The organism is Microbispora sp. NPDC046973, from assembly GCF_040644495.1.
Lineage (GTDB): Bacteria > Actinomycetota > Actinomycetes > Streptosporangiales > Streptosporangiaceae > Microbispora.
The window spans coordinates 28895-52085 of sequence record NZ_JBEYWQ010000015.1 but is presented as its reverse complement, the minus strand read 5'-3'; the positions used below and the strand labels follow the sequence as shown (position 1 = coordinate 52085).

The 23191-nt window shown below is 72.7% G+C and carries 21 protein-coding genes; 17 read left to right on the top strand and 4 right to left on the bottom strand.

The window, feature by feature from the left end; translation table 11 throughout:
* Positions 1–30: 30 nt before the first annotated feature.
* Together ABZ860_RS25635 and ABZ860_RS25630 are read right to left on the bottom strand one after the other, a co-directional pair.
* The gene (locus ABZ860_RS25635) at positions 31–717 is read right to left on the bottom strand and encodes a response regulator transcription factor (protein ID WP_357224626.1); all 687 of its coding nucleotides are present in this window, start codon (positions 715–717) and stop codon (positions 31–33) included.
* Positions 714–1856 carry a sensor histidine kinase gene (locus ABZ860_RS25630; RefSeq protein ID WP_357224625.1) on the bottom strand — a complete coding sequence of 381 codons (1143 nt, stop codon included), beginning with the start codon at positions 1854–1856 and terminating at the stop codon, positions 714–716. The genes ABZ860_RS25635 and ABZ860_RS25630 overlap by 4 nt, the downstream gene beginning before the upstream one ends.
* A gap of 199 nt (positions 1857–2055) precedes the next feature.
* Here ABZ860_RS25630 and ABZ860_RS25625 point away from each other — a divergent pair, with 199 nt between their 5' ends.
* Together ABZ860_RS25625 and ABZ860_RS25620 are read left to right on the top strand one after the other, a co-directional pair.
* Positions 2056–3702, top strand: a complete 1647-nt coding sequence (locus ABZ860_RS25625) for a glycosyl hydrolase family 18 protein (RefSeq protein WP_357224622.1) — start codon at positions 2056–2058, stop codon at positions 3700–3702.
* Between the two features lie 90 nt (positions 3703–3792).
* The gene (locus tag ABZ860_RS25620; protein ID WP_357224620.1) at positions 3793–5484 is read left to right on the top strand and encodes a S49 family peptidase; all 1692 of its coding nucleotides are present in this window, start codon (positions 3793–3795) and stop codon (positions 5482–5484) included.
* Positions 5485–5488: 4 nt separating this feature from the next.
* On the opposite strand, the gene ABZ860_RS25615 is transcribed toward ABZ860_RS25620, so the two are convergent.
* Positions 5489–5968: a flavin reductase family protein gene (locus tag ABZ860_RS25615; RefSeq protein ID WP_357224617.1), complete on the bottom strand. Its 480-nt coding sequence runs from the start codon at positions 5966–5968 to the stop codon at positions 5489–5491.
* A 161-nt stretch (positions 5969–6129) separates the two neighbouring features.
* Between ABZ860_RS25615 and ABZ860_RS25610 the strand changes: the two genes are divergently transcribed.
* Complete coding sequence (locus ABZ860_RS25610; RefSeq protein WP_357224616.1) at positions 6130–7404, top strand: phytase; 1275 nt, start codon at positions 6130–6132, stop codon at positions 7402–7404.
* Between the two features lie 55 nt (positions 7405–7459).
* Here ABZ860_RS25610 and ABZ860_RS25605 read toward each other — a convergent pair whose 3' ends face one another.
* Complete coding sequence (locus tag ABZ860_RS25605) at positions 7460–8632, bottom strand: ABC transporter substrate-binding protein (protein WP_357224613.1); 1173 nt, start codon at positions 8630–8632, stop codon at positions 7460–7462.
* A 201-nt stretch (positions 8633–8833) separates the two neighbouring features.
* Here ABZ860_RS25605 and ABZ860_RS25600 point away from each other — a divergent pair, with 201 nt between their 5' ends.
* From ABZ860_RS25600 to ABZ860_RS25535, 14 genes are all read left to right on the top strand, one after another.
* Positions 8834–9577: a GntR family transcriptional regulator gene (locus ABZ860_RS25600; RefSeq protein WP_357224610.1), complete on the top strand. Its 744-nt coding sequence runs from the start codon at positions 8834–8836 to the stop codon at positions 9575–9577.
* Positions 9578–9686: 109 nt separating this feature from the next.
* A complete protein-coding gene (locus ABZ860_RS25595; protein ID WP_357224608.1) occupies positions 9687–10658 on the top strand; it encodes a Gfo/Idh/MocA family oxidoreductase in 972 nt (323 codons plus the stop codon).
* Positions 10655–11509, top strand: a complete 855-nt coding sequence (locus ABZ860_RS25590; protein WP_357224606.1) for a sugar phosphate isomerase/epimerase — start codon at positions 10655–10657, stop codon at positions 11507–11509. The genes ABZ860_RS25595 and ABZ860_RS25590 overlap by 4 nt, the downstream gene beginning before the upstream one ends.
* On the top strand, positions 11506–12576 hold the full coding sequence (iolC, locus tag ABZ860_RS25585; protein ID WP_357224604.1) for a 5-dehydro-2-deoxygluconokinase: 1071 nt from the start codon (positions 11506–11508) through the stop codon (positions 12574–12576). The genes ABZ860_RS25590 and iolC overlap by 4 nt, the downstream gene beginning before the upstream one ends.
* Complete coding sequence (locus ABZ860_RS25580; RefSeq protein ID WP_357224603.1) at positions 12569–13444, top strand: deoxyribose-phosphate aldolase; 876 nt, start codon at positions 12569–12571, stop codon at positions 13442–13444. Before iolC ends, ABZ860_RS25580 begins: the two co-directional genes overlap by 8 nt.
* Positions 13441–14253 (top strand): 5-deoxy-glucuronate isomerase, encoded by an 813-nt coding sequence (gene iolB / locus ABZ860_RS25575; RefSeq protein WP_357224601.1) that lies wholly within the window; start codon positions 13441–13443, stop codon positions 14251–14253. The genes ABZ860_RS25580 and iolB overlap by 4 nt, the downstream gene beginning before the upstream one ends.
* A complete protein-coding gene (gene iolD / locus ABZ860_RS25570) occupies positions 14250–16100 on the top strand; it encodes a 3D-(3,5/4)-trihydroxycyclohexane-1,2-dione acylhydrolase (decyclizing) (protein ID WP_357224599.1) in 1851 nt (616 codons plus the stop codon). Before iolB ends, iolD begins: the two co-directional genes overlap by 4 nt.
* Entirely contained in the window at positions 16100–17080 is a 981-nt protein-coding gene (locus ABZ860_RS25565) for an inorganic phosphate transporter (protein WP_357224597.1), read from the top strand. The genes iolD and ABZ860_RS25565 overlap by 1 nt, the downstream gene beginning before the upstream one ends.
* Positions 17077–17736 carry a DUF47 family protein gene (locus ABZ860_RS25560; RefSeq protein WP_357224596.1) on the top strand — a complete coding sequence of 220 codons (660 nt, stop codon included), beginning with the start codon at positions 17077–17079 and terminating at the stop codon, positions 17734–17736. The genes ABZ860_RS25565 and ABZ860_RS25560 overlap by 4 nt, the downstream gene beginning before the upstream one ends.
* Before the next feature lie 147 nt (positions 17737–17883).
* Positions 17884–19710, top strand: coding sequence for an iron ABC transporter permease (locus ABZ860_RS25555; RefSeq protein WP_357224593.1), 1827 nt, complete (start codon positions 17884–17886; stop codon positions 19708–19710).
* Positions 19711–20808 carry an ABC transporter ATP-binding protein gene (locus ABZ860_RS25550; protein ID WP_357224591.1) on the top strand — a complete coding sequence of 366 codons (1098 nt, stop codon included), beginning with the start codon at positions 19711–19713 and terminating at the stop codon, positions 20806–20808. It begins immediately after the preceding gene.
* A complete protein-coding gene (locus ABZ860_RS25545) occupies positions 20805–21569 on the top strand; it encodes an HAD-IA family hydrolase (RefSeq protein WP_357224588.1) in 765 nt (254 codons plus the stop codon). The genes ABZ860_RS25550 and ABZ860_RS25545 overlap by 4 nt, the downstream gene beginning before the upstream one ends.
* Entirely contained in the window at positions 21560–22393 is an 834-nt protein-coding gene (locus tag ABZ860_RS25540; RefSeq protein WP_357224586.1) for an inositol monophosphatase family protein, read from the top strand. The genes ABZ860_RS25545 and ABZ860_RS25540 overlap by 10 nt, the downstream gene beginning before the upstream one ends.
* Positions 22390–23163 (top strand): Cof-type HAD-IIB family hydrolase, encoded by a 774-nt coding sequence (locus ABZ860_RS25535; protein ID WP_357224585.1) that lies wholly within the window; start codon positions 22390–22392, stop codon positions 23161–23163. The genes ABZ860_RS25540 and ABZ860_RS25535 overlap by 4 nt, the downstream gene beginning before the upstream one ends.
* Positions 23164–23191: the final 28 nt, after the last annotated feature.

The window sequence follows — 23191 nt, the reverse complement described above, 5'->3', positions numbered from 1 at the left end:
CGGCCGGATGCGCGGGAGCCGGGAGCCCGGTCAGCTCCTGACGCGGCCGGTCTCGTAGGCCCAGATGGCGATCTCCACGCGGTTGCGGGCGCCGAGCTTGGCCATCAGGCTGGCGACGTGGGTCTTGACCGTGCTGAGCGAGATGTGCAGCTCGGCGGAGATCTCCACGTTGGTCCGGCCGCGCGCCACGGCGGCGAGGATCTGCTCCTCCCGGTAGGTGAGCGCCTCGACGGGCTGCGCGGGTGACGAGGCGGGTCCGGTGCGGGCGAAGGCCCCGAGCAGCCGCGCGGTGACGCTCGGGGCGATGAGAGCTTCGCCGCCGGCGGCGGCGTGCACGGCCTGCGCGAGCATGTCGGCGCCGGCGTTCTTCAACAGGAAACCCCGGGCCCCTGCTCTCAGCGCGGCGTAGACGTACTCGTCGAGGTCGAACGTGGTGATGACGACGACGGCGAGAGGGTCGGCGACGTCGGGTCCGGCGAGGGACCGGGTCGCCTCGATGCCGTCGGTCCCCGGCATACGGATGTCGAACAGGCACACGTCGGGGCGCAGGCGCCGCGCGAGCTCGACGGCCCGCCGCCCGTCGGCGGCCGTGGCGACGACCTCGATGTCCGGCTGCGCGTCGAGGATCATCGAGAGCCCGGTGCGGACGATCTCCTGGTCGTCGGCGATCAGCACCCGGACGCCGCGCCCACCGGCTCGCTCGCTCCGCTCGCTCATGGCGCGACGCCGGCCCGGGGAAGCACCGCGGTCACCGTCCACCCCCGATCGCGGTCGGGGCCGACCACGCACGTGCCGCCGAGCAGGTTCGCGCGCTCGCTCATGCCGATGATCCCGTATCCCGGCGGCGTGCCCTGGCGCCCGGAGCCACCGTCGCCGTCGTCGCTCACGCACAGGCGCACGACCGTCTCGTCGGCGGCGACGCGCACCTCGACCCGGGTGGCGTGACGCGCGTGCCGCACGGCGTTGGTCACCGCCTCCTGGGCGATGCGGTAGACCGCGGACTCGACCGACGGCGACAGGCCGTCCAGGTCGCCCGATATCTCCACCTCGACCGCCGGGTGGTGGGAGCCGCCCCGGCTCGCGAGCCCCTCGAGCTCGGCGATGCGCCGGCCGGGCGTCAGCTCCGCCGGCCGGTCCCGGCGCAGGACGCGGACGATGGCCCGCATCTCGTCGAGGGCCCGTGCCGCCTCGGCCTCGATCACCCGGAGGGCCTCGGCCGCGGCGTCCGGCCGCGACGCCGCGGTGGCGAGCCCGGCCTGTGCGCGGATGGCCATCGCGGAGACGTGGTGCGCGACCGTGTCGTGCAGGTCGCGGGCGAGCTGCTCGCGCATCAGCAGCTTGACCTGGTCCATCTCGCGCATCCTCGCCCCGGCCCGGTAGCGGAACACGCCGCCCAGGCTGGTGGTCGCGAGCATGACGGCGAACGGCCCGACCACGTCGGGCACAGCGGCGTGGTCGACGAGCACGGACAGGCCGGTGGCGGCGAGCATGATCCCCAGGCCGGTCACGATCTCCCTGCCCGACCCCCACCGGAACAGCGCGTACGGCAGGATCAGCAGGTATCCCAGCGTGTACATGTCGAGGGTCGCGCCGGTCGCGAGGACCGGGATCGCACCTGTCGCGACGAAGCAGATCGCGAGCATCGCCAGCGGCCGGGTCCGCCGCCACAGCAGGGTGGGGACCAGCCCGGCGGTGACGACGACCTGGAAGAGCCGCCAGGGAAGGTCCGGCCGCAGCGCGCCTTCGAGCAGGGCGAGCGGCACGAGCACCCCGACGAGCGCCCAGTCCCGCCAGACGCGTACGGGTGGATCCGGGGGACGGGGCTCGTACCACACGGAGCGGACGAAGCCGTGCACCGAATCATCGTACGAGAGCCGGCGCCCGCCGCGCCCCCCGGGGTGGAGACTCTCCTGTCGCCCGGCCGGGGCGACCTTAGCGGAGGCTTAAACGACGCTTAGAGGGCCACGAGGGCGTTGACCCCTTCGTCGTCCGTGCTTACTCTCCTAACTAATAGGAAACTTTCCTGTCCTTTACCCCCCAAGAGCAGGAGCTCCGTTGCGAAAGATCCTCCTGGGGTCCCTGATCGCGAGCGCCGCGTTACTCGCGCCGCTCGCGCTCGGGACCGCGACCGCCGCCACCCCCGCCACCGCCACGTACGCCGTCGACTCCGACTGGGGCTCCGGCTTCCAGGGCAAGTTCACGGTGAAGGCAGGGTCGGACGCCCTGCCAAGCTGGACCGTCGAGATCGACATGCCCTCGGGCGCGACGATCAGCTCGGCCTGGGACGCCACCATGACCAAGAGCGGCAACCACTACACGTTCAAGAACCCCTCGTGGAGCGGCGGCCTCGCGGCGGGCGCCTCGGCGAGCTTCGGTTTCGTCGGAGCGCCCGGCGGCTCGACGCCGCTGAACTGCACCCTGAACGGCGCGCCCTGCACCGGCGGGCCCACCGCCTCCCCCTCGGCCAGCCCGAGCAAGAGCCCGAGCCCCAGCCCGTCCGCCTCGCCCTCCGTCTCGCCGTCGGCGTCTCCCTCGGCGTCTCCCTCGGCAAGCCCGAGCCCGAGCACGCCCCCGCCGCCCGGCGGTAAGAAGGTGATGGGCTACTTCACCGACTGGGGCGTCTACGGCCGGCAGTACTTCGTGAAGAACATCGTGAGCAGCGGCTCGGCCGCCAAGCTCACCCACATCAACTACGCCTTCGGCAACGTGACGAACGGCCAGTGCGCGATCGGCGACTCCTACGCCGACTACGACATGGCCTACACCACCGCCAACAGCGTGGACGGCAAGGCCGACACCTGGGACAACCCCAACGCGCTGCGCGGCGCGTTCAACCAGCTGCGCAAGCTCAAGGCGATGTACCCGAACATCAAGATCCTCTACTCCTTCGGCGGCTGGACCTGGTCGGGCGGCTTCGGGCAGGCGGCGGCCAACCCCACCGCGTTCGCGAACTCCTGCTACAACCTGGTCGAGGACCCGCGCTGGGCGGACGTGTTCGACGGCATCGACATCGACTGGGAGTACCCGAACGCCTGCGGCCTCAGCTGTGACACCAGCGGCCCGGCGGCGTTCAGGAACCTCATGGCCGCGCTGCGCGCCAAGTTCGGCAAGGACTACCTGATCACCGCGGCGATCACCGCCGACGGCAACTCCGGCGGCAAGATGGACCTCGCCGACTACGGCGGCGCGGCGCAGTACGTCGACTGGTACAACGTGATGACCTACGACTTCTTCGGCGCCTGGGACGCCAAGGGCCCGACGGCTCCGCACTCGCCGCTCACGTCCTACTCCGGCATCCCGGTCGCGGGCTTCTACTCCGACAACGCGGTGCAGAAGCTGAAGAGCCTGGGCGTGCCGGCGAGCAAGATCCTGCTGGGCATCGGCTTCTACGGCCGCGGCTGGACCGGCGTCACCCAGGACGCCCCCGGCGGCACCGCCACCGGCGCCGCGCCCGGCACGTACGAGGCGGGCATCGAGGACTACAAGGTCCTCAAGACCAGTTGCCCGGCCACCGGCACGGTCGCCGGCACCGCCTACGCCAAGTGCGGCTCGAACTGGTGGAGCTACGACACCCCCGCCACGATCGGCGGCAAGATGACCTACGCCAAGAACCAGGGTCTCGGCGGGGCCTTCTTCTGGGAGTTCAGCGGCGACACCGCCAACGGTGAGCTGATCACCGCCATGGCCGGCGGCCTCAAGTAACCGCTTCGCACCGATGCGGGCCCCCGCGTCTCGCGCGGGGGCCCAGATCATCCGGCCATCCCGGCGAAACCTTCGCTTATGGTGGCATTTATGGACGCGACGAGGACGATCGTAGAAACGGTCGGCAAGCTGCGGCAGCGCCGCACCGCGCCGCTCGTGCTGGAACTGGACCTGACCGAGGGGCTGTCGGAAGGCCCGCCCGCCGACCCCGTCACCGCCCTGCTGTCCATGCGCAAAGCGCGCCTCGCCGAGGTGCTGTCGGGCCTGCGCCGCGCCCGCAAGGACCCCCGCGTCACCGCGCTGATCGTCAAGATCGGCGGCAACCCCCTCGGCCTCGGCATAGTGCAGGAGCTGCGGGCGGCCGTGGTCAAGCTGCGCGCCGCGGGCAAGCGGACCGTCGCGTTCGCCGAGACGTTCGGCGAGTTCGGCGCCGGCACCGTCCCCTACTACCTGGCCAGCGCCTTCGAGCGGGTCTACCTCCAGCCCTCCGGTGACGTGGGCCTGACCGGGGTGGCGCTGGAGCAGCGGTTCCTGCGCGACGCGCTCGCCAAGGCCGGGGTGGAGTATCAGATCGGCCAGCGGCACGAGTACAAGACCGCGGCCAACACCTTCACCCAGAACCACATGACCGACGCCCACCGCGAGTCGGCCGGGCGCATCGCCGAGTCGGTCACCGAGCAGATCGTCGCCGGCGTCGCCGAGGGACGCGGCCTCGACCCCAAGCGGGTGCGCGAGCTGATCGACCAGGGCCCGTTCATCGGGACGGAAGCCGTCGAGGCCGGGCTCGTGGACGGGCTGAAGTATCGCGACGAGGTCTACGCCGAGACCGTCGACGACGGCGCGCACCTGCTCTACGTGTCGCGGTACGCCAAGAGCGCGCTGTCCAGCAGGCTCCCCCACCCCGGAGCGGCCACGGTCGCCCTGGTCCACGGCAACGGCATGATCCGTCTCGGGCGCAGCGGCCGCTCGCCGCTGGGCGGCGGGGGCGCCATGGGCTCCGACACCATCTGCGCGGCCCTGCGCTCGGCCCGGCGGGACGAGAAGGTCAAGGCCATCGTGTTCCGCGTGGACAGCCCCGGCGGGTCGTACGTCGCCTCCGACGCGATCTGGCGCGAGGTCGTGCTGGCCCGCGAGGCGGGCAAGCCGGTCATCGTGTCGATGGGCGACCTGGCCGCCTCCGGCGGCTACTTCGTGTCGATGGCCGCCGACGTGATCGTGGCCCAGCCGGGCACCCTGACCGGCTCGATCGGCGTGTTCGGCGGCAAGCCCGTCGTCGGCGGGCTGCTCGGCAAGCTCGGCGTGGTGACCGAGTCGGTCGCCGAGGGCGCCAACGCCGGGATGTTCTCGCCGTCCACCGCCTTCTCCGACGACCAGTGGGAGCGGGTGAACGCCTGGCTCGACCGCATCTACGACGACTTCGTGGGGAAGGTGGCGCAGGGCCGCGGCCTGACCAGGGACCGGGCACACGAGCTGGCCAGGGGCCGGGTGTGGACCGGCGCCGACGCCAGGGCGGCCGGTCTCGCCGACGAGCTCGGCGGCCTGGAGGACGCCCTCGCCCTGGCCCGCCGCCGGGCCGGGCTGGCCGGCGACGCCCCCGTGCGGACCTATCCCCGCATGCACCCCCTGGAGCGGCTGCGCCCGCCGGAGTCGAGCGAGGACAAGTCGGCCGCGCTCGCCCGGGTGCGCCTGGAGGCGTGGGGGCCGCTGGCGCGGATGGCCGGGCAGCTCGGCCTCCCGGCGTACGGCCCGCTCGTGCTGCCGGGCTGGTGGACGATCAGGTAGGACATCACAGCACGGGACGGTAGCGGGAGCGCAGCCGTACGAGCGGGGCCTTGGACGCGTCGACGTAGTCGACGCCGAGGACCTCCCCGACGAACAGCGTGTGGTCGCCGGCCGGGACGACCCGGGTCGTCTCGGCCTCGATCGCCGCCACCCCGCGCTCCACGACCAGCGCCTCGCTGTGCGCGCCGCGGTGATGGGCGACCCCGGCCAGCAGGAGCCGGGCGCCCGGCCGTCCGGCCGTGGCGAACCTGGAGGCGACCGTCTGCTGGCCGTCCGCGAGGACGCTCGCGGCCCAGCGGTCCCTGCGCAGCAGCACCTCGGCGAGATATCCGGCCGAGTCGAGGCTGATCAGCACGAGCGGCGGGTCGAGCGACACCGACATCAGGGTCGCGACCGTGATGCCCAGGTCGTCGCGGTCGTCCTTGACCGTCACGACCGCCACGCCCGCGGCCAGCTGCCCCATGGCCTCGGTGAACAGTCCCACGTCGGCACTCCTTCCCTTCCGGCGTGCGACTGTGCCACCGAGCGTCCCGGTACGCAAGCGAACTACAAGTGAATATGTCATGACATAAGGATGACCTATTGCATTGGTGTTATTTGGTCATTACGGTCGAGGCGACATCATCCCCCAACCGAGGAGGCGCGATGCGTCCCCTGTCCGGGCTGTTCCTTGCCACCCTGACGATCTCGCTGATAGGCGGGGCGGCGGTTCCGGCGTCGAGCAGCGGCGTCGCCACCGTGTACCCGCAGGTGGAGACCCCCGCCCTGTACGACGACGAGGCCGGCGGCAACGCCAACGGCGACGACCCCGCCATCTGGGTGGACCCCGACGACTCGGACGAGAGCGTGGTGATCGGCACCGCCAAGGAGGCCGGGCTCTTCGTCTACGACCTGGACGGACGGCAGGTCCAGCACCTGCCCGCGCCCGCCGCGCCGGGCCCCGACGACGAGGTCGGCAGGTTCAACAACGTCGACGTGGCCTACGGTTTCGGCGGCCGGGACCTCGCCGTGGTCTCCGACCGGGGCCGCGACCAGCTCAGGATCTACGCCGTCTCCCACGGCCGGCTCACCGACGTGACCGACCCGGCCGCGCCGTTCGTCTTCAACTCCACGCAGGAGCAGGTCAACGACAAGGAGACGGCGTACGGCCTGGCCACCTGGACGGACTCCACCGGGACCTATGCGCTGGTCAGCCGGCGGCACCGGACCTCGGTCGGGCTGGTGAAGCTGCTGCCCAAGCCGGGCGGGAAGGTCGGCTACCAGCTCGTCAGGACGCTCGACCTGCCCGCGTCGTTCGCCCTGCCCAACGGGCAGACCTGGGCCCCGTGCGACGAGCCCGGAGTCCAGCCGCAGGTCGAGGGCATGGTCGTCGACCAGGAGAAGGACGTCCTCTACGCCGCCCAGGAGGACGTCGGCATCTGGCGGATGCGGGCCGACCTCACCGGCCCGCCGGTGCTGGTGGACAAGACCAAGGAGTTCGGCGTGCCCGGCACGTACGACGCCGCGACCGACGAGTGCACCCCCGGCGCCGACCCCGGCTACGGCGGCAAGCACCTGGCGGCGGACGCCGAGGGCCTGACGATCTACTACCGCGAGGACGGCAAGGGCTACCTGCTGGCCTCCAGCCAGGGCGACAGCACCTTCGCCGTCTACCGCAGGGAGGGGTCCAACTCCTACCTCGGCCAGTTCCGGGTGAGCGAGAAGAACGGCCGCGACGGCGTCGAGCACAGCGACGGCTCGACCGTGCTGAACGTGCCGCTCGGCGACTTCGGCGAGGGCCTGTTCGTCGCGCACGACGGGGAGAACACTCCCGCCGAGCCCGACCGTGAGATCACGAACTTCAAGTTCACCAAGTGGGACGACATCGCGGACAAGCTCGACCTCGACGTGGACACCGACGGCTGGGACCCGCGCGACTGACGCGGACGGACAAGACGGCCCCCGGGTGTCCCCGGGGGCCGTTCCGTTCACCGGGTCAGCCGTGGTTGACGCGCCAGAAGTCCGAGACCGTCTGCCGGTTGCGCAGGTCGCCGAGCAGCCCCGCGGGGTCGGTGTGGAAGAGCTGGCCCTTCCAGTCGTTCAGGCCGGCCGGGGTGACCAGCGGCTTCACCGTGCTGTTGCCGGAGACGCCGCCCTCGCCGATCTCGTGCTTCACGCCCTCCTCGGTCATGATGAAGTGGACGTACAGCTTGGCCGCGTTGGGGTGCTTGCTCTTGGCGGCGATCGCGACGTACTTGGGATAGCTGAAGCCGGCGAACGGCGTCATCCCTTCGCAGGTCGCCTGGGCGTATCCCTTGTCCTCGTTGTTGCGGAACTTCGAGATCGACATGAAGCCGATCTTCTTGTCGGTGGCGTTCGGCGCGCCCACCGCCGCCGAGATGTCCTCGTCGGAGCCGGTCAGCACGGGTTTGTTGGCCGAGATGCGCTTGACCCACTCGTAGGCGGCGCTCTTCTCCTCCGTCTGCAGCGGCTTGCCGTACTTCGCCTGGTAGGCCTGCTCCAGCGCCTGGTTGCCGTGCGCGTCCAGCTGGGTGAAGAACGACAGCACGGTGGGCTTGCCGAGCGGGTCCTGCATGACGAGCTTGCCCGCCCACTCCGGCTCGGTCAGGTCCCACACGTTCTTGATGGGGCATCCGCCGGGCGAGAGCCTGGTGTTGTACGCGAAGACCGTGGCCTTCGACAGCGCGAGCAGCGGGTTGCGGTTCTCGGCCGGGATCTGGTCCTTCAGGTCGGCGGGCACCCAGGTCCGGGCGACGCCCTGCGGGATGAGCTGGCCGACAAGCACCCCGCCGTCCTCGTACATGGCCGCGTCGATGGTGACGTTGCCGGCCGCGTGCTCCCTCGTCATCTTCTCCGCGGTCTGCGGGGTGTCGGACTTCACCCCCTCCATTTGGATGCCGTACTTGGCGGTGAAGGCCTTGGCCACCTCTTCGATGTCGCCGCTGGAGTCGTAGACGAGCAGGCCGCCCTCCTTCTTCGCGGCGGCGACCAGCGCGTCCAGGTCGAGGGACGCGTCGATCGAGGGGCCGGGCAGCGGCTGCTCGGCGCTCGTCGCGGAGGACGACGCGTCCGGGCCGGTGGAGGGCGCGCAGGCGGCGACGGCGAGCGCGAGCAGTGCCAGGGGAACGATCTTCCGGGTACGCCTCAAGGTGGCGTCACTCCTCTTGCCTCTCGGGGGTCGTCGGGCGCCGCCCAGAGCCCCGATCCGGCGCCGCGGTGTGCTCCACGATGAACGTCACGTGAACAGTTTGTCAAGACATAATGACCTCAGTTGCGAACTGGACATATACCGTTAATACGGCCTCAGCGGCGTTGGTCAAGACATTCTGATGTCAGCTACCGTCGAGTCGTGACAGTCACCAGATTGGACATCGACCTCGACAGGTCGAGCCCCGTGCCCCTCTACTTCCAGGTGGCCGAGCGGATCACAGAGGCCATCCAGGCCGGCAAGCTGCCCCCCGGCTCCCGGCTGGACAACGAGATCCAGCTCGCCGAGCAACTCGGCCTCTCCCGCCCCACCATCCGCCAGGCGATCCAGTTCCTCGTGGACAAGGGCCTGGTCGTCCGCAAGCGCGGCGTCGGCACCCAGGTCGTGCACGGCCAGGTGAAGCGCGCGGTCGAGCTCACCAGTCTGTACGACGACCTTCGCAGGGCCGGACAGGAGCCGCAGACCCGGGTGCTGTCCCTGGACACCGTACCGGCCGAGGAGGAGGTCGCGGTGGCCCTGGGCGTCGAACCGGGCACGGAGGTGCTGCGGCTGGAGCGGATCAGGTTCGCCATGGGAGAGCCGCTCGCCCTGCTGCACAACTGGCTGCCGCTCGGGCTGGCCCCGCTGACGTCCGAGTCGCTGGTGGAACGCGGGCTCTACGAGATGCTGCGCCAGACCGGCATCCGGATGCGGGTGGCGCACCAGCGCATCGGCGCCCGCGCCGCCACCCCCGCGGAGGCCCGGCTGCTGGAGGAGCGGCGCGGCTGCCCGCTGCTCACGATGGTCCGCACCACCTACGACGACCAGGGGCGAGCGGTCGAGCACGGCTCGCACGTGTACCGCGCCTCGCACTATTCCCTCGAGGTCACCCTCGTCGAGCGCTGAGTCACGCTTTTCTCATCGGGATGATAGTTCATCCGAATGTCAGGACAAACTCTTGACCTTTACCTTCCGCTCATTTAGAACTGGAGGCCCCTGGACGAGGAGCTGACACATGCGTGTGGGTTTGCTGGGCCTTGGCCGCATAGGCGTCTTCCATGCCGCCACCCTGGCCGGTCTCGCGGACGAGCTGGTGGTCTCCGACGTGGACCGGAGCCGGGCCGAGGAGGTGGCGGCGCGGCTGTCCGCGACGGTCGGCGACCCCTTCGACGCGGACGCCGTGGTGATCGCGACCCCGACGTCCACTCATGCGGAGGCGCTCGAACGCGCCTGTGAGCTGGGCGTCCCGGCGTTCTGTGAGAAGCCGGCGGCGCCCACGGTGGAGGAGACGCTGCGGGTCGCCGAGACCGTCGAGCGCACCGGCGCCGTCGTGCACATCGGCTTCCAGCGCCGCTTCGACGCGGGCTACCTGGCCGCCCGCGACGCGCTGCGCTCCGGTGAGCTGGGCGTGCTGCACCGCGTCCACCTGATCACCGCCGACCCCGCGCCGCCGCCCGCCGGCTACATCCCGTCGTCCGGCGGCATCTTCCGCGACTGCCACATCCACGACTTCGACATCCTGCGCTGGGTCAGCGGGCGCGAGGTGGACACGGTCTACGCCGCGGGCGCCAACCGCGGCGAGGAGTACTTCGCCGAGGCGGGCGACGTGGACACCAGCGCCGCGATCCTGACCATGGACGACGGCACGCTGGCCACCCTGCAGGGCTCGCGCTACAACGGCGCCGGCTACGACGTGCGGATGGAGCTGGCCGGCACGCGCGGCGCCTGGGCGGCGGGGCTCGGCGGGCGCACCCCGCTGCGCTCGGCCGAGGGCTTCACACCGGACGGCGCCCCCTGGCCGGACTTCCAGGCCAGGTTCGCGGAGGCGTACGTCGCGGAGATGACGGCCTTCCTGGAGGCGGCGCGGGGCGAGCGGGAGAGCCCCTGCACGGTCCGCGACGCCCTGGCCGCGCTGTACGTGGCCGAGGCGGCGGACCTGTCCCGCCGGACCGACCGTCCCGTCCGCGTGGTGGAGGTGACCAAGTGAGGATCGCCGCCGCCCCCATCTCCTGGGGGGTCTGCGAGGTGCCCGGCTGGGGCCACCAGCTCGCCCCGGAGCGCGTGCTGGCCGAGATGGCCGCGCTCGGGCTGACCGCCACCGAGCTGGGCCCCGACGGGTTCCTGCCGCCCGAGCCGGACCGCCGCGCCGCCCTGCTCGGCGGCTACGGCCTGCGCGCGATCGGCGGTTTCGTCCCGGTCGTCCTGCACGACCCGGCGCACGACCCGCTGGCCGCCCTGCGGGACACGGTGGCCGCCTTCGAGGCGGACGCGGTGGTCGTGCTGGCCGCCGCGACCGGGGTGGACGGCTACGACGGACGCCCCGCCCTGGACGACGATGGCTGGCGGACGCTGCTGTCCAACCTCGACCGGATCGACCGGGAGATCTCCCACCTGGTCACCCTGCACCCCCACGTGGGCACCATGGTCGAGACCGGCGAGGAGGTGGAGCGGGTCCTCGATGGCGCGGCCGTCTCCCTCTGCCTGGACACCGGGCATCTGCTGGCCGGCGGCGCCGACCCGCTGGACGTCGTCAGGAAGGCCCCCGAGCGGATCGCCCACGCGCACCTGAAGGACGTCGACGCCGGCCTCGCCGGGCGGGTCAGGGCGGGCGAGCTCACCTACACCGACGCGGTGCGGGCCGGGATGTACCGCCCGCTCGGCCGCGGTGACGTCGACGTGGCGGGCATCGTCTCCGGCCTGACGGCCGCGGGGTACACCGGCTGGTATGTCATGGAGCAGGACGTGATCCTCACGTCGGCCGACGCCGATCCCGTGGAGGACGTGCGCGCGAGCCTGGCCTACCTCACGGGCCTGGCCTCCCCGGAGGACGCAGCATGACCAGCACCGCAGCCGGCACCGCTCCCGACACCGCGGCGGCGGCGCCGGAGGTGCTGACCATGGGGCGGGTCGGGGTGGACCTCTACCCGCTGCAGGTCGGGGTGTCCCTGCGGCAGGTGACGACCTTCGGCAAATACCTGGGCGGCAGCCCGACCAACGTGGCCGTGGCCGCCGCCCGCCTGGGCCGCCGCAGCGCCGTGGTCACCCGCACCGGCGCCGACCCCTTCGGGCGGTTCGTGCACGACGCGCTGCGCGAGTACGGCGTGGACGACCGGTATGTGACCGCGGTGCCCGGTCTGCCGACCCCCGTGACGTTCTGCGAGATCCGGCCGCCGGAGGACTTCCCGCTGTTCTTCTACCGCTGGCCCAAGGCGCCCGACCTGGAGATCCTTCCCACCGAGCTCGACCTGGCCGCCGTCACCGGCGCAGCGCTGCTGTGGACGACCGTGACCGGCCTGTCGGACGAGCCGTCGCGCGGCGCGCACCTGACGGCGCTGAAGGCCCGGGGACGCGCCCCGCGCACCGTGCTCGACCTCGACTACCGGCCGATGTTCTGGCCCGACCCGCGTACGGCCCGCCGGCACGTGCGCGAGGCGCTCGGCCACGTGACGGTCGCGGTCGGCAACCTCGACGAGGCCGAGGTGGCCACCGGCCTGCGCGATCCCGAGGCGGCCGGCCGTGCCCTGCTCGACGCCGGGGTCGAACTCGCGATCATCAAGCAGGGCGCGGCCGGTGTGCTGGGCATGACGGCCGGCGAGGCGGTGCGGGTGCCGCCCGTCGACGTCGAGGTCGTCAACGGGCTGGGCGCCGGGGACGCCTTCGGCGGAGCGCTGTGCCACGCGCTGCTCGCGGGCTGGCCGCTGGAGCGGACGCTGCGGTTCGCCAACGCCGCGGGCGCGATCGTCGCCGGCCGGCTGGCCTGCGCTCCGGCGATGCCCACACTCGGCGAGATCGAGACCGTCGTGACCCGGGGTTCCGCACGGGGGCTCCCCCCGGACCCGGGGAACGTCATCCAGGGGGACTCCCCTGATGGAGAAGCAGGAAGGGAGGACGCCGGCCATGCGTGAGGAGGACTACCGCCGCCTGCTGGACGACCGGGCCTGGCACCCGGAGCGGGTGGCCCAGGTGGCCGCGGTCCGCAGGCGCCGTCCGCTGCTGAGCGGGCGCGGCCGGCTGCTGATCATCGCGGCCGACCATCCGGCCCGGGGCGCGCTCGGCGTGGCCGGACGGCCGATGGCGATGGAGAGCCGGATCAGCCTGCTCGACCGGCTGACGACCGCCCTGGCCCGGCCCGGCGTGGACGGGCTGCTCGCCACTCCCGACATCGTGGAGGACCTGCTGCTGCTCGGCGCCCTCGACGACAAGATCGTGATCGGCTCGATGAACCGGGGCGGGGTCCAGGGCGCGGCGTTCGAGTTCGACGACCGCTTCACCGCCTACGACGCCGACTCGCTCGCGGCGATGGGCTTCGACGGCGGCAAGATGCTCTGCCGGATCGGGCTGGAGGACCACGCGACCGCCGCCACGCTGGCGAGCTGCGGGCAGGCCGTCACCCAGCTCGCGCGGCACGGGCTGATGGCGATGATCGAGCCGTTCTGGTCCCGTCGCGTCGATGGAGCGGTGCGGCACGACCTGTCGCCCGAGGCGATGATCCGCGCCATCAGCGTGGGCCAGGGGCTGGGGGCGACCTCCGCCCACACCTGGCTGAAGCTCCCGGTGACCGAGGACATGGACCGCGTCCTGGAGGCCACGACGCTGCCGGTGCTGCTGCTCGGCGGCGAGCCCGGCTCCGACGAGATCTGGGACTCCTGGAGCAAGGCCCTGCGCCTGCCGGGCGTGCGCGGCCTGGTCGCCGGGCGGGCGCTGCTCTACCCACCGGACGACGACGTCGCGGCGGCCGTGGACGCCGCGGTCACCCTGCTGGAGACCACATGACCCACATACCCCACGGCGCGGCCGCCTCCGGCCCCTGGGACGTCGAGATCACCCCCGAGGCCGCGGGCTGGACGTACGCCGGGCTGCGGGTCGTGGACCTGGCGGACCGGCCGGTGGAGCTGTCCACCGGCGAGGAGGAGATGCTCGTCCTGCCGCTGGCGGGGGCGTGCGACGTCGTCGCCGACGGCCTGCGGCTGTCGCTGACCGGCCGCCCCTCGGTGTTCTCCGGGCCGGCCGACTTCGCGTACCTGCCGATCGACGCCCGGGTGACGATCACCGGCACGGGCAGGGTCGCGCTCCCCGCCGCCCGGGCCACCCGCCGCTTCCCCATCAGGTACGGGCCCGCGGACGCCGTGCCGGTGGAGATCAGGGGCGCGGGGCAGGCGACCAGGAAGGTCCACAACTTCTGCTCCCCCGAGGCGTTCGACTGCGACAAGCTCGTGGCGGTCGAGGTGATCACGCCGGGCGGCAACTGGTCGTCCTATCCCCCGCACAAGCACGACACGCCGTCGGAGCACGAGGCGGTGCTCGAGGAGATCTACTACTTCGAGGGCGGCCCCGGCTACCAGCGGGTGTACGGCACCCACGACACGCTGGCCGAGGTGTCGGCGGGCGACGTCGTGCTCGTGCCGCACGGCTACCACGGCCCGTCGATGGCCGCGCCCGGCTACGACCTCTACTACCTGAACGTCCTGGCCGGCCCGGCGGACAAGCGGTCCATGGCCTTCTCCGACGATCCGAGGCACGCCTGGATCCGCGACTCGTGGGCCGGCCAGCCCGTCGATCCCCGGCTGGGAGGTGTCTCATGAGGAACACGACGAGGCTCACGGTGGCGCAGGCGCTGGTGCGGTTCCTCGCCCAGCAGTGGACCGAGCGCGACGGCGTGGAGCACCGGCTGATCGCCGGGTGCCTGGGCATCTTCGGGCACGGCAACGTCGCGGGCGTCGGCCAGGCCCTGGCCGAGCAGGGCGCGGGCACCCACGACCCGCTGCCCTACTACCTGGCCCGCAACGAGCAGGCGATGGTGCACACGGCCGTCGGCTACGCCCGGCAGTCCGACCGCCTGTCCACTCTCGCCTGCACCAGCTCGATCGGGCCGGGCGCGACCAACATGGTCACCGGGGCCGCGCTGGCCACGATCAACCGGCTGCCGGTGCTGCTGCTGCCCGGCGACCTGTTCGCCACCCGGGTCGCCTCGCCCGTGCTGCAGGAGCTGGAGGACCCTCGGTCGTACGACGTCAGCGTCAACGACTGCCTCAAGCCGGTCAGCCGCTTCTGGGATCGGATCAACCGGCCCGAGCAGCTTCCGGCGGCGCTGCTCGCGGCCATGCGGGTGCTCACCGACCCCGCCGAGACCGGCGCGGTGACGCTGGCGCTGCCGCAGGACGTGCAGGCCGAGGCGTACGACTGGCCCGAGGAGCTGTTCGCCCGCCGGGTATGGCGCGTGGCCCGGCCGGTCCCCGAAACCGCCGCCCTGGCCAGGGCCGCCGAGCTGCTGCGCGGCTCGCGCCGCCCGCTGATCGTCGCCGGGGGCGGGGTCAAATACAGCCGCGCCTGCGCCGAGCTGGCCCGCTTCGCCGGACGCCACGGCGTGCCGGTGGCCGAGACCCAGGCCGGCAAGGGCGCGCTGCCGTACGACCATCCGTGCGCGGTGGGCGCGATCGGGCACACCGGGACCCGCGCGGCCGACACCCTGGCCCGCGAGGCCGACCTGGTCATCGGGATCGGCACCCGCTACAGCGACTTCACCACCGCCTCGCGGACGCTGTTCCGGCAGGCCGGGTTCCTCAACGTCAACGTGGCGGCGTTCGACGCGGCCAAGCACGCGGCCGAGACGCTCGTCGCCGACGCGCGGGAGGCCCTGAAGGCGCTCGACGACGTGGACTGGCGGGCCGACCCCGGCTGGACGAGCCGGGCGGCCGAGCTGGCCGCCGCGTGGCAGGCCGAGACCGACCGGTTCTACGGCGGGACCGAGCTGACCCAGCCGGTGGTGCTCGGTGTCCTCAACGAGGTCGCCGCGGGCGGGGTGGTGGTCAACGCGGCCGGGTCGATGCCGGGCGACCTGCACCGGCTCTGGCGCGCCTCCGACCCCGGGCAGTACCACGTCGAGTACGGCTACTCCTGCATGGGCTACGAGATCGCCGGCGGCCTGGGGGTGAAGCTCGCCGCCCCGGAGCGTGAGGTGTTCGTGCTCGTCGGCGACGGGTCCTACCTCATGATGGCCCAGGAGATCGCCACCGCCGTGCAGGAGGGCGTCAAGCTCGTCATCGTCCTGGTGGACAACCAGGGCTTCGCCTCGATCGGCGCGCTGAGCGAGTCGGTCGGCGCGCTCCGGCTCGGCACCGCCTACCGGAAGCGCGGCCCAGGCGGCCGGCTCGACGGGGAGCGGCTGCCCGTGGACCTCGCCGCCAACGCGGCCAGCCTCGGCGCCGACGTGCTGACGGCGGCCGACCCGCAGACCCTGCGGGCCGCGCTCGCCAAGGCCGTCGCGTCCCCCCGCACGACCGTGGTCTACGTCGAGACGGTCCCCGGTCCCGCACCCGCCGCCGAGGCGTGGTGGGACGTGCCGGTGGCCGAGGTGTCCGGGCTCGCCGAGGCGCGCGCCGCGCGCGAGCGCTATGACGAGGCCAAGCGTGACCAGCGGCCCTACCTCTGATGGGGTGGACGCTCGCGTTCGCCGCGGCGGCGGTGCTCTTCACGTTGATCAGCGGGGCCAACGACGGGGCGACCCTGATCGGGCTCGGGCTGCGCTTCCCCCGCTCGCCGGGCTGGACGGCCGCCGCCCTGCTCACCGCGGCCCTGTTCGCCGGGCCGTACGTGCTGGGCGTCACGGTCGCCCGGACGTTCACCGAACGGCTGGCGGGGCTGGACACCGGGCAGGGGGCGGCCGCCTTCCTCACCGGAGTGGTGGTCGCCGTGACGGTGGTCGCGATCCTGACCGGCCGCGGCCTGCCCACGAGCCTCACGCTCGCCGTGATCGGCGGCATCACCGGCGCCGGGGTCGGCGCCGGGCTGCCGGTGTCGTGGCGGGGGGTGGCCACCGTCCTCGCGGTCGGGGCCGGGGCGCCCCTGGCCGGGCTGGTCCTCGGCTACCTGCTCGGGACGGCGTCCCGCCGGGTGCCGTCCTACCAGCGGATGCCCCGGCTCGTGGGCACCGCCCACCTGCTGGCGTACGCGGCCCAGTGCCTGGCGTACGCGCTGAACGACGGCCAGAAGATGATCGCGGTCGCGAGCGTGGCGATCGGCGTGGGCCGCGGCGGGCTCGGCCGGGTGGGCCCGGTCGACGTCCCGCCGGTGTGGATGGCCGTCCTCGCGGCGCTCTTCCTCGCCGGAGCGCTGGCGGGTCTCCCCCGGGTCGGCGCCCGGCTCGGGCGCGGCCTGGTCATCACCCGGCCGCTGCACGTCGTCTCCGCGGAGACGGCGGCCACCGGCGCCGTGCTCGGCAGTTCGGCCCTCGGCAGCCCGGTGAGCATGACCCAGTCCATCACGGCCGGCGTCGTCGGCGTGGCGGCAAGCGAAGGAGCACGGAGGGTGCGATGGCAGGCAGTGGTGAACATGGGAACGGCGTGGCTGGTCACGCTGCCGTCGTCGCTGGCGCTGGGCTGCCTGGCGGGGCTGGCGCTCAGGCTGCGGTGACCGGCGCGCGGGGGCGTTCCCGCCGGTTCGCGCGGGCCTGGGACGACCTGCGGGGGCGGTCGGCACGGCGGGTGGTCGGCCTGGTCCGGGGGCAGATCGCGGTCGCGCGGGACGGGGCCGGGCTCGCCCGCGCCACCGCCGCCGGCGCGACGGACCGGTCGGCCGCGCGGGCCCGGATGGCCGAGGTGGAGCACGAGGGGGACGCGGCGCGGGCCGAGCTCGTGGAGACCCTGCGCCGCGTGCTCGCCACCCCCATCGACAGGGAGGACCTGTTCCGGCTCTCCCGGTCCATCGACGACGTCCTCGACCACCTGCGCGACTACGTACGCGAGACCGACCTGTTCGGGCCGGAGGACCTCGGCTTCGCGGTCGAGCCGCTGCAGGCGGTGATCGACGGCCTGGACGAGCTGGACGCGGCCGTGCTGAAGATGCTCGACGACCCCGGCTCGGTGACCGTCGCCGTGCTCGCCACCCGCAAGTGCTGCAACCGCCTGCGGCAGCTCTGCCAGGCCCGGCTCGCCGAGCTGTTCAGCGGCCCGCTGCGGATGGAGACGCTGCGCGAGCGCGAGCTGCTGGCCCGCCTCGACGCGGTGGGCCGGCGGCTCGGCGAGGCCGCCGACGCGCTCGCCGACGCCATGCTCAAACGCAGCCACTGAGCCCCACGCCCCCGCCCCGAACCCCCGGCTCCGCGCCCGAGCCCCGCCCCTTCCCCCGGCATCCCGGCAACTCCCCTGGCATCCCGGCAACTCAGAAAGCGGGGCCCCGCACTCCGGCGGTCCCCGACCTCGAAGGAAGTACCCCCCATGGCTGTTGTGACCAAGGCGGAGACGCCGCCCCGACCACCCAGATCGCGCAGGCTGCTCTATCGGCTCCGCGTCCTGCGCCACGACCCGACCGCCGCGCTCGGGCTGATCCTCGTCGTCGTGCTCGGCTATCTCGTCGTGGCGCCGCTGGTCGCCGTGCTGTCCGACGCCTTCCGCCTGCAGTACGGCGACGACGTGCACGCCGGGCAGGCGGTCGGCGAGTGGACCGGCTACTACCTCTGGCGGGTCTTCCGCTCCCAGATCAGCGGGCTGCTGTTCTGGCAGCCGCTGCTCAACACGCTGGTGGTCGCGCTGGGCACCGTGCTGTTCGCCCTGGTGCTCGGCGGCGGCATGGCGTGGCTGGTGACCCGCACCAACGTGCCGGGACGCAAGTGGCTGGCGGGCGCGCTGGTGATCCCCTACATGCTGCCGTCGTGGACCTTCTCGCTGGCGTGGCTCACGCTGTTCAAGAACGAGCGCGCCGGCGGTCAGGTCGGGTTCCTCCAGGCCCAGGGCGTGCGCACGCCCGACTGGCTGGCGTACGGCGCGCTGCCGATCATCGTGACCCTCGGGCTGCACTACTACCCGTTCGTGCTGCTCCTGGTCGGCAACGCGCTGCGGCGCATCGACGCGCAGCTCGTGGACTCGGCGCGCATCCTCGGCGCGCCGCAGCGCACGGTCGTGCGCCGCATCGTGATCCCGCTGATGCTCCCCGCGCTGTCGTCGGCCGTGCTGCTGGTGGTCGGCCGGGTGCTCGGCACGTTCGGCACGCCGTACGTGCTGGGGCTGCCCGCCGACTTCCGGGTGCTGTCCACCGGGCTGTTCCAGTCGATCCGCGACCGCAGCACGGGCGTGGCCTCGGTGCTCGCCACGGTCATCGTGGTCGTCGGGGTGGTGATCGTGCTCGCCGACACCCGGATGACCCGCGAGCACCGCCGGTTCGTCACCGTCGGAGGCAAGGGCGGCATGGACCGGCTGAGCGACCTGCGCCGCCTGCGCTGGCCGGCGTTCGCGCTCGGCCTGGTGGTCTTCGGGGTGAGCGTGCTGGTCCCGGTGTTCACCCTGCTGCTGTCCACGGTCACCCGTACGCCGCTGGACCTGTCGACCTTCACCCTCGACTACTGGTTCGCCGAGCGGCTGCCGGGGGCGGTCGGGTTCCCCCACGGCGTCTTCCGCGGCTCCGAGCTGTGGGCGGCGGCATGGAACTCCCTGCGCATCGTCGGCCTGGCCTCGGTGATCTGCGCGGTCGCCGGGCTGCTGGTGGGATACGTCGTGGTGCGCGGCACGGCCCCGCGCGTCGCCTTCTTCCTCCGCCAGGTCTCCTTCCTGCCCTACCTCGTCCCCGGCATCGCGTTCGCCGCCGCCTCGCTGTCGCTGTTCGCCGTGGCCCGCGGCCCGATCCCCGCGTTGTACGGCACGACGTTCCTGCTGATCCTCGTCATGGCGGTGACCCATCTGCCGTACAGCTCGCGCTCGGGCATCGCGGCGATGACCCAGCTCGGCCGCGAGCCGGAGGAGGCGGCGCAGATCGCCGGAGCGCCCTGGTTCCAGCGGATGGGGCGGATCATCTTCCCCATCCAGAAGGGCGCCCTCGTCACCGGGATCGTGCTGCCGTTCATCTCCGGGCTCAAGGAGCTCAGCATCGTGGTCATGCTCACCACGACCGGCACGGAACTGCTCACGACGCTGTCGATCGGCCTCGTGGACTACGGATACACCCAGCTCGCCAACGCGGTCGTCCTCGTCATCGCGTTGGTCTCCTTCACCATGACGTACCTGACCCAGCGGCTGACCAAGAGCAGCCTGGCGTCCGGCCTAGGAGGATAGATGCCAGCCATCACGCTGACCGGAGTCGCCAAGAGCTACGGCGGCGGCGAGCACGCCGTGAAGAACCTCGACCTCACCGTCCCCGACGGCGCGTTCATGTGCCTGCTCGGGCCCTCCGGCTGCGGCAAGACCACGACCCTGCGCATGATCGCCGGTCTGGAGCAGCCCACGGCCGGCACCATCAGCGTCGGCGACCGCGTGCTCGACTCCGTCGAGCGCGGCCTGTACGTCCCGCCGGAAAAACGCGGCATGGGCCTGGTCTTCCAGAACTACGCGCTGTGGCCCCACCTGTCCGTGCGCGACAACGTGGAGTTCGGCCTGCGCATGCGCAAGGTGCCCGCCCCCGAGCGCAGGGCCAGGGCCGAGGCCGCGCTGAAGATGGTGCACGTCGACGCCGCCATGGACCGCTACCCCTCCCAGCTGTCCGGAGGCCAGCAGCAGCGCGTCGCGCTCGCCCGCATGCTCGCCGTCAACCCGTCGGTGCTGCTGCTCGACGAGCCGCTGTCGAACCTCGACGCCCGGCTGCGCCTGGAGATGCGCGCCGAGCTCAAGCGCATCCACGAGGAGTCGGGCGCGACGATCGTCTTCGTCACCCACGACCAGCTTGAGGCCCTCACCATGGCCACCGACGTCGCGGTGATGAACGAGGGCGAGTTGCAGCAGGTGGCCGCGCCGATGGACATGTACGACCGGCCCGCCAACCGTTTCGTCGCCGAGTTCGTCGGCAGCCCGCCCATGGCGATCGTCGACGTCGGGCCCTCCCCCGCCGGCCTGGCCGGATCGCTGCTGCGCTTCGCCGAGTCCCGCGTACCCGGATGCGCGCCCGCGGCCGTCGGCATCCGGCCCGAGGCGCTGCGCCTCGGCCCGCCGCCCGGCGCCACCTGGTGCGAGGAGGCCGTCGTCGAGGCCGTGCTGCCGGCCGGGTCGTCCTGGACCGTACGGCTGCGCGTGCTCGACACCGAGGCGTACGCGGTGTCCTACACCCCGGTCGAGGCGGCCCCCGGCGACATGGTGACCTGCTGGACCGAGCGGATGCACCTGTTCGGCGCGGACGGCGCGCGGCTGGCCGCCTGGGACGGAATGGGGGCGGTGGCGTGATCAGGCCCGTGGCGCTGCTGCTGGACTTCGGCGGCGTGATCGTGGAGACCACCCGCCGCCCGTCCTGGGCGGCCGAGCTCGCCGCCGAGGTGCACGGGCGGCTGTGCCGGGCGGGGTTCGACGGCCTCACCGTCGAGGAGGTCGAGAGCGACATCCGGGCGGGTGCGCGCGCGGACAAGTACTGGAAGGACTCCACCTCCCGCCGCTTCGCGCCGGAGGAGATGACGCATCGGGAGTTCTGGGCCGACTACGTCGGGGGCGACTGGCCCGAGCAGGCCCGCACCCTGGTGACCGCGGAGGCGACCCCGTTGTGCCGGCGGATGGGCGAGCTGCGCAGCGGGCGCAAGCTGCGGCCGGGGATGGCGGAGCTGCTGGAGGCCTGCTGGGCGAACGGCGTCACTCCTGCGGTCGTCAGCAACGCGCTGTGCGGCGCCGTCCACCGCGACTTCATGACGACGGCCGCGCTCGACCGCCAGGTGGCCGTGCAGGTCTACAGCGACGAGGTCGGCGTGCGCAAGCCCAACCCCGAGATGATCTGGATCGCCTGCCGGGCCCTGGGCGCCGACCCCGCGCAGGTCTGGTACGTCGGCGACAACTACGACCGCGACGTGGTGTGCGGCGCCCGCGCCGGAGTCGGGGCGACCGTCCTGATGGTCTCCGGCAGCACCGACGAGATCCCTTACCGGGTGCGCCAGAGCCCCCAGGCGACCGTGGAGGACCCGCGCGGCCTGCTGACCCTTCTGGAGGAGACATGGACCTGAACACCTCACGTGAGCTGGCCGCCATCGCGGTCAGGGCGGCCAGATCGGTCGGCGACCTGCTGCGCCACGCCTTCCGCTCCCGGCCCGAGATCACCACGAAGCGCGACTTCCACGACCCGGTGACCGAGCACGACAAGGCCGCCGAGGCGCGCATCCGGGAGGTCATCGACCGCCTGTGCCCCGGCAGCGTGGTGGTCGGCGAGGAGGGCGGCGTACGCGGCGAGGGCGAGGTCCGCTGGTACGTCGACCCGATCGACGGCACCGCGAACTTCGCGGCCGGGCTGCCGTTCTTCTGCACCTCGATCGCCGCCGCGGTGGACGACCGGGTGGTGGCCGGCGTCGTCTACGACCCCGTGCGCGACGACGAGTACACCGCCTCGCTCGGTGGCGCCTTCTGCAACGGCGCGCCGCTGCGCAGCTCCGGCGCCCGCAGCGACCGGGAGGCCGTGCTGCTGTCGAGCTACCCCACGCCCCGCGACCTCACGACGGAAGGCGACGACGCCCTGCACCGGTTCGCCCGCGTCCAGCACGCCTTCGCCACCACCCGCCGTCCCGGCAGCGCGGCGCTGAAGCTCGCGCACGTCGCCGCGGGCTGGTCCGACGTCGCGCACGGCACGAACGTCAACGCCTGGGACATCGCGGCCGGGTCGCTCCTGGTCGAGCAGGCGGGCGGGGTGTTCGTCCCGCTGTCCGGCAGCGTCTTCACCCCCGGCGGCTACGTCGCGTGCGTGGGCGGTTTCGACCTCGCCGGGTCGGTGATGGCCGAGGTCTTCCCGGACATCTCGGCGGCGGTCGCGACGGGAGCGGCCGGGGCGGCCTCGTGATCCGCTGGATCGTGACCGACCTGGACGGCACGCTCGTGGGGCGCGACCTCGCCATGGTGCCCGCCAGCAGGGACGCCCTGCGCCGCTTCCGCGCCGCGGGCGGGGAGGTCGTCATCGCGACCGGGCGGATGGAGCTGTCGGCCCGGCCGTTCTACGACGAGCTGGGGCTCGACGGGGCGGCGATCCTCTACAACGGCGCCCGTACGGTGGACCTCGGCACGGGAGCCGTGCTGCGCTCCCGTCACCTGCCGCCGGCGGCGTGGCGGACGCTGCTGGAAATGTTCGGCGATCTTCCCGAGGGCGTCTATCCGGTGGCGTTCTGCGGGGGCGAGGCGCTGGCCGTACACGACGTACCCGAGCTGCGGGATTACGCCCGGCGCGACGGCATCGCTCTGCGGGATCCGGGCGACTGGTCGGCCCTGCCCCCCGGTGCGATCACCAAGTGCATGCTGATCGGCGACCCGCTCCCCGACCTGACGATTCCCGGCACCGTGACGGTCCGGTCCGAGGCCACCTACCTGGAGGTGCTGCCGGAGGGCGCGACCAAGGGCACCGCGCTCCGCGCTCTGGCAGCGTCCCACGGCGTGCCGCTCGAGCAGATCGCCGCGGTCGGGGACAACCCCAACGACATCGACATGATCGCGGTGGCCGGGCTCGGGGTCGCGGTCGGCGACGGCCACCCGGACGTCCGGGCCGCGGCGGACGTCGTGGTCGGCGCCTGCGCCGACGGCGCCGTCGCCGACGTGGTGGACCTCGCCCTGTCCCGATAAGCAGGAGACACCGAGCGAGGCGGGAGAC

What these genes read in the sequence shown, in the direction of transcription:
- ABZ860_RS25635 (WP_357224626.1), bottom strand. Translation starts at nt 717, where the DNA reads ATGAGCGAGCGGAGCGAGCGAGCCGGTGGGCGCGGCGTCCGGGTGCTG.
- ABZ860_RS25620 (WP_357224620.1), top strand. Translation starts at nt 3,793, where the DNA reads ATGGACGCGACGAGGACGATCGTAGAAACGGTCGGCAAGCTGCGGCAG.
- ABZ860_RS25610 (WP_357224616.1), top strand. Translation starts at nt 6,130, where the DNA reads ATGCGTCCCCTGTCCGGGCTGTTCCTTGCCACCCTGACGATCTCGCTG.
- ABZ860_RS25595 (WP_357224608.1), top strand. Translation starts at nt 9,687, where the DNA reads ATGCGTGTGGGTTTGCTGGGCCTTGGCCGCATAGGCGTCTTCCATGCC.
- iolC (WP_357224604.1), top strand. Translation starts at nt 11,506, where the DNA reads ATGACCAGCACCGCAGCCGGCACCGCTCCCGACACCGCGGCGGCGGCG.
- ABZ860_RS25580 (WP_357224603.1), top strand. Translation starts at nt 12,569, where the DNA reads ATGCGTGAGGAGGACTACCGCCGCCTGCTGGACGACCGGGCCTGGCAC.
- iolB (WP_357224601.1), top strand. Translation starts at nt 13,441, where the DNA reads ATGACCCACATACCCCACGGCGCGGCCGCCTCCGGCCCCTGGGACGTC.
- iolD (WP_357224599.1), top strand. Translation starts at nt 14,250, where the DNA reads ATGAGGAACACGACGAGGCTCACGGTGGCGCAGGCGCTGGTGCGGTTC.
- ABZ860_RS25565 (WP_357224597.1), top strand. Translation starts at nt 16,100, where the DNA reads ATGGGGTGGACGCTCGCGTTCGCCGCGGCGGCGGTGCTCTTCACGTTG.
- ABZ860_RS25555 (WP_357224593.1), top strand. Translation starts at nt 17,884, where the DNA reads ATGGCTGTTGTGACCAAGGCGGAGACGCCGCCCCGACCACCCAGATCG.
- ABZ860_RS25550 (WP_357224591.1), top strand. Translation starts at nt 19,711, where the DNA reads ATGCCAGCCATCACGCTGACCGGAGTCGCCAAGAGCTACGGCGGCGGC.
- ABZ860_RS25540 (WP_357224586.1), top strand. Translation starts at nt 21,560, where the DNA reads ATGGACCTGAACACCTCACGTGAGCTGGCCGCCATCGCGGTCAGGGCG.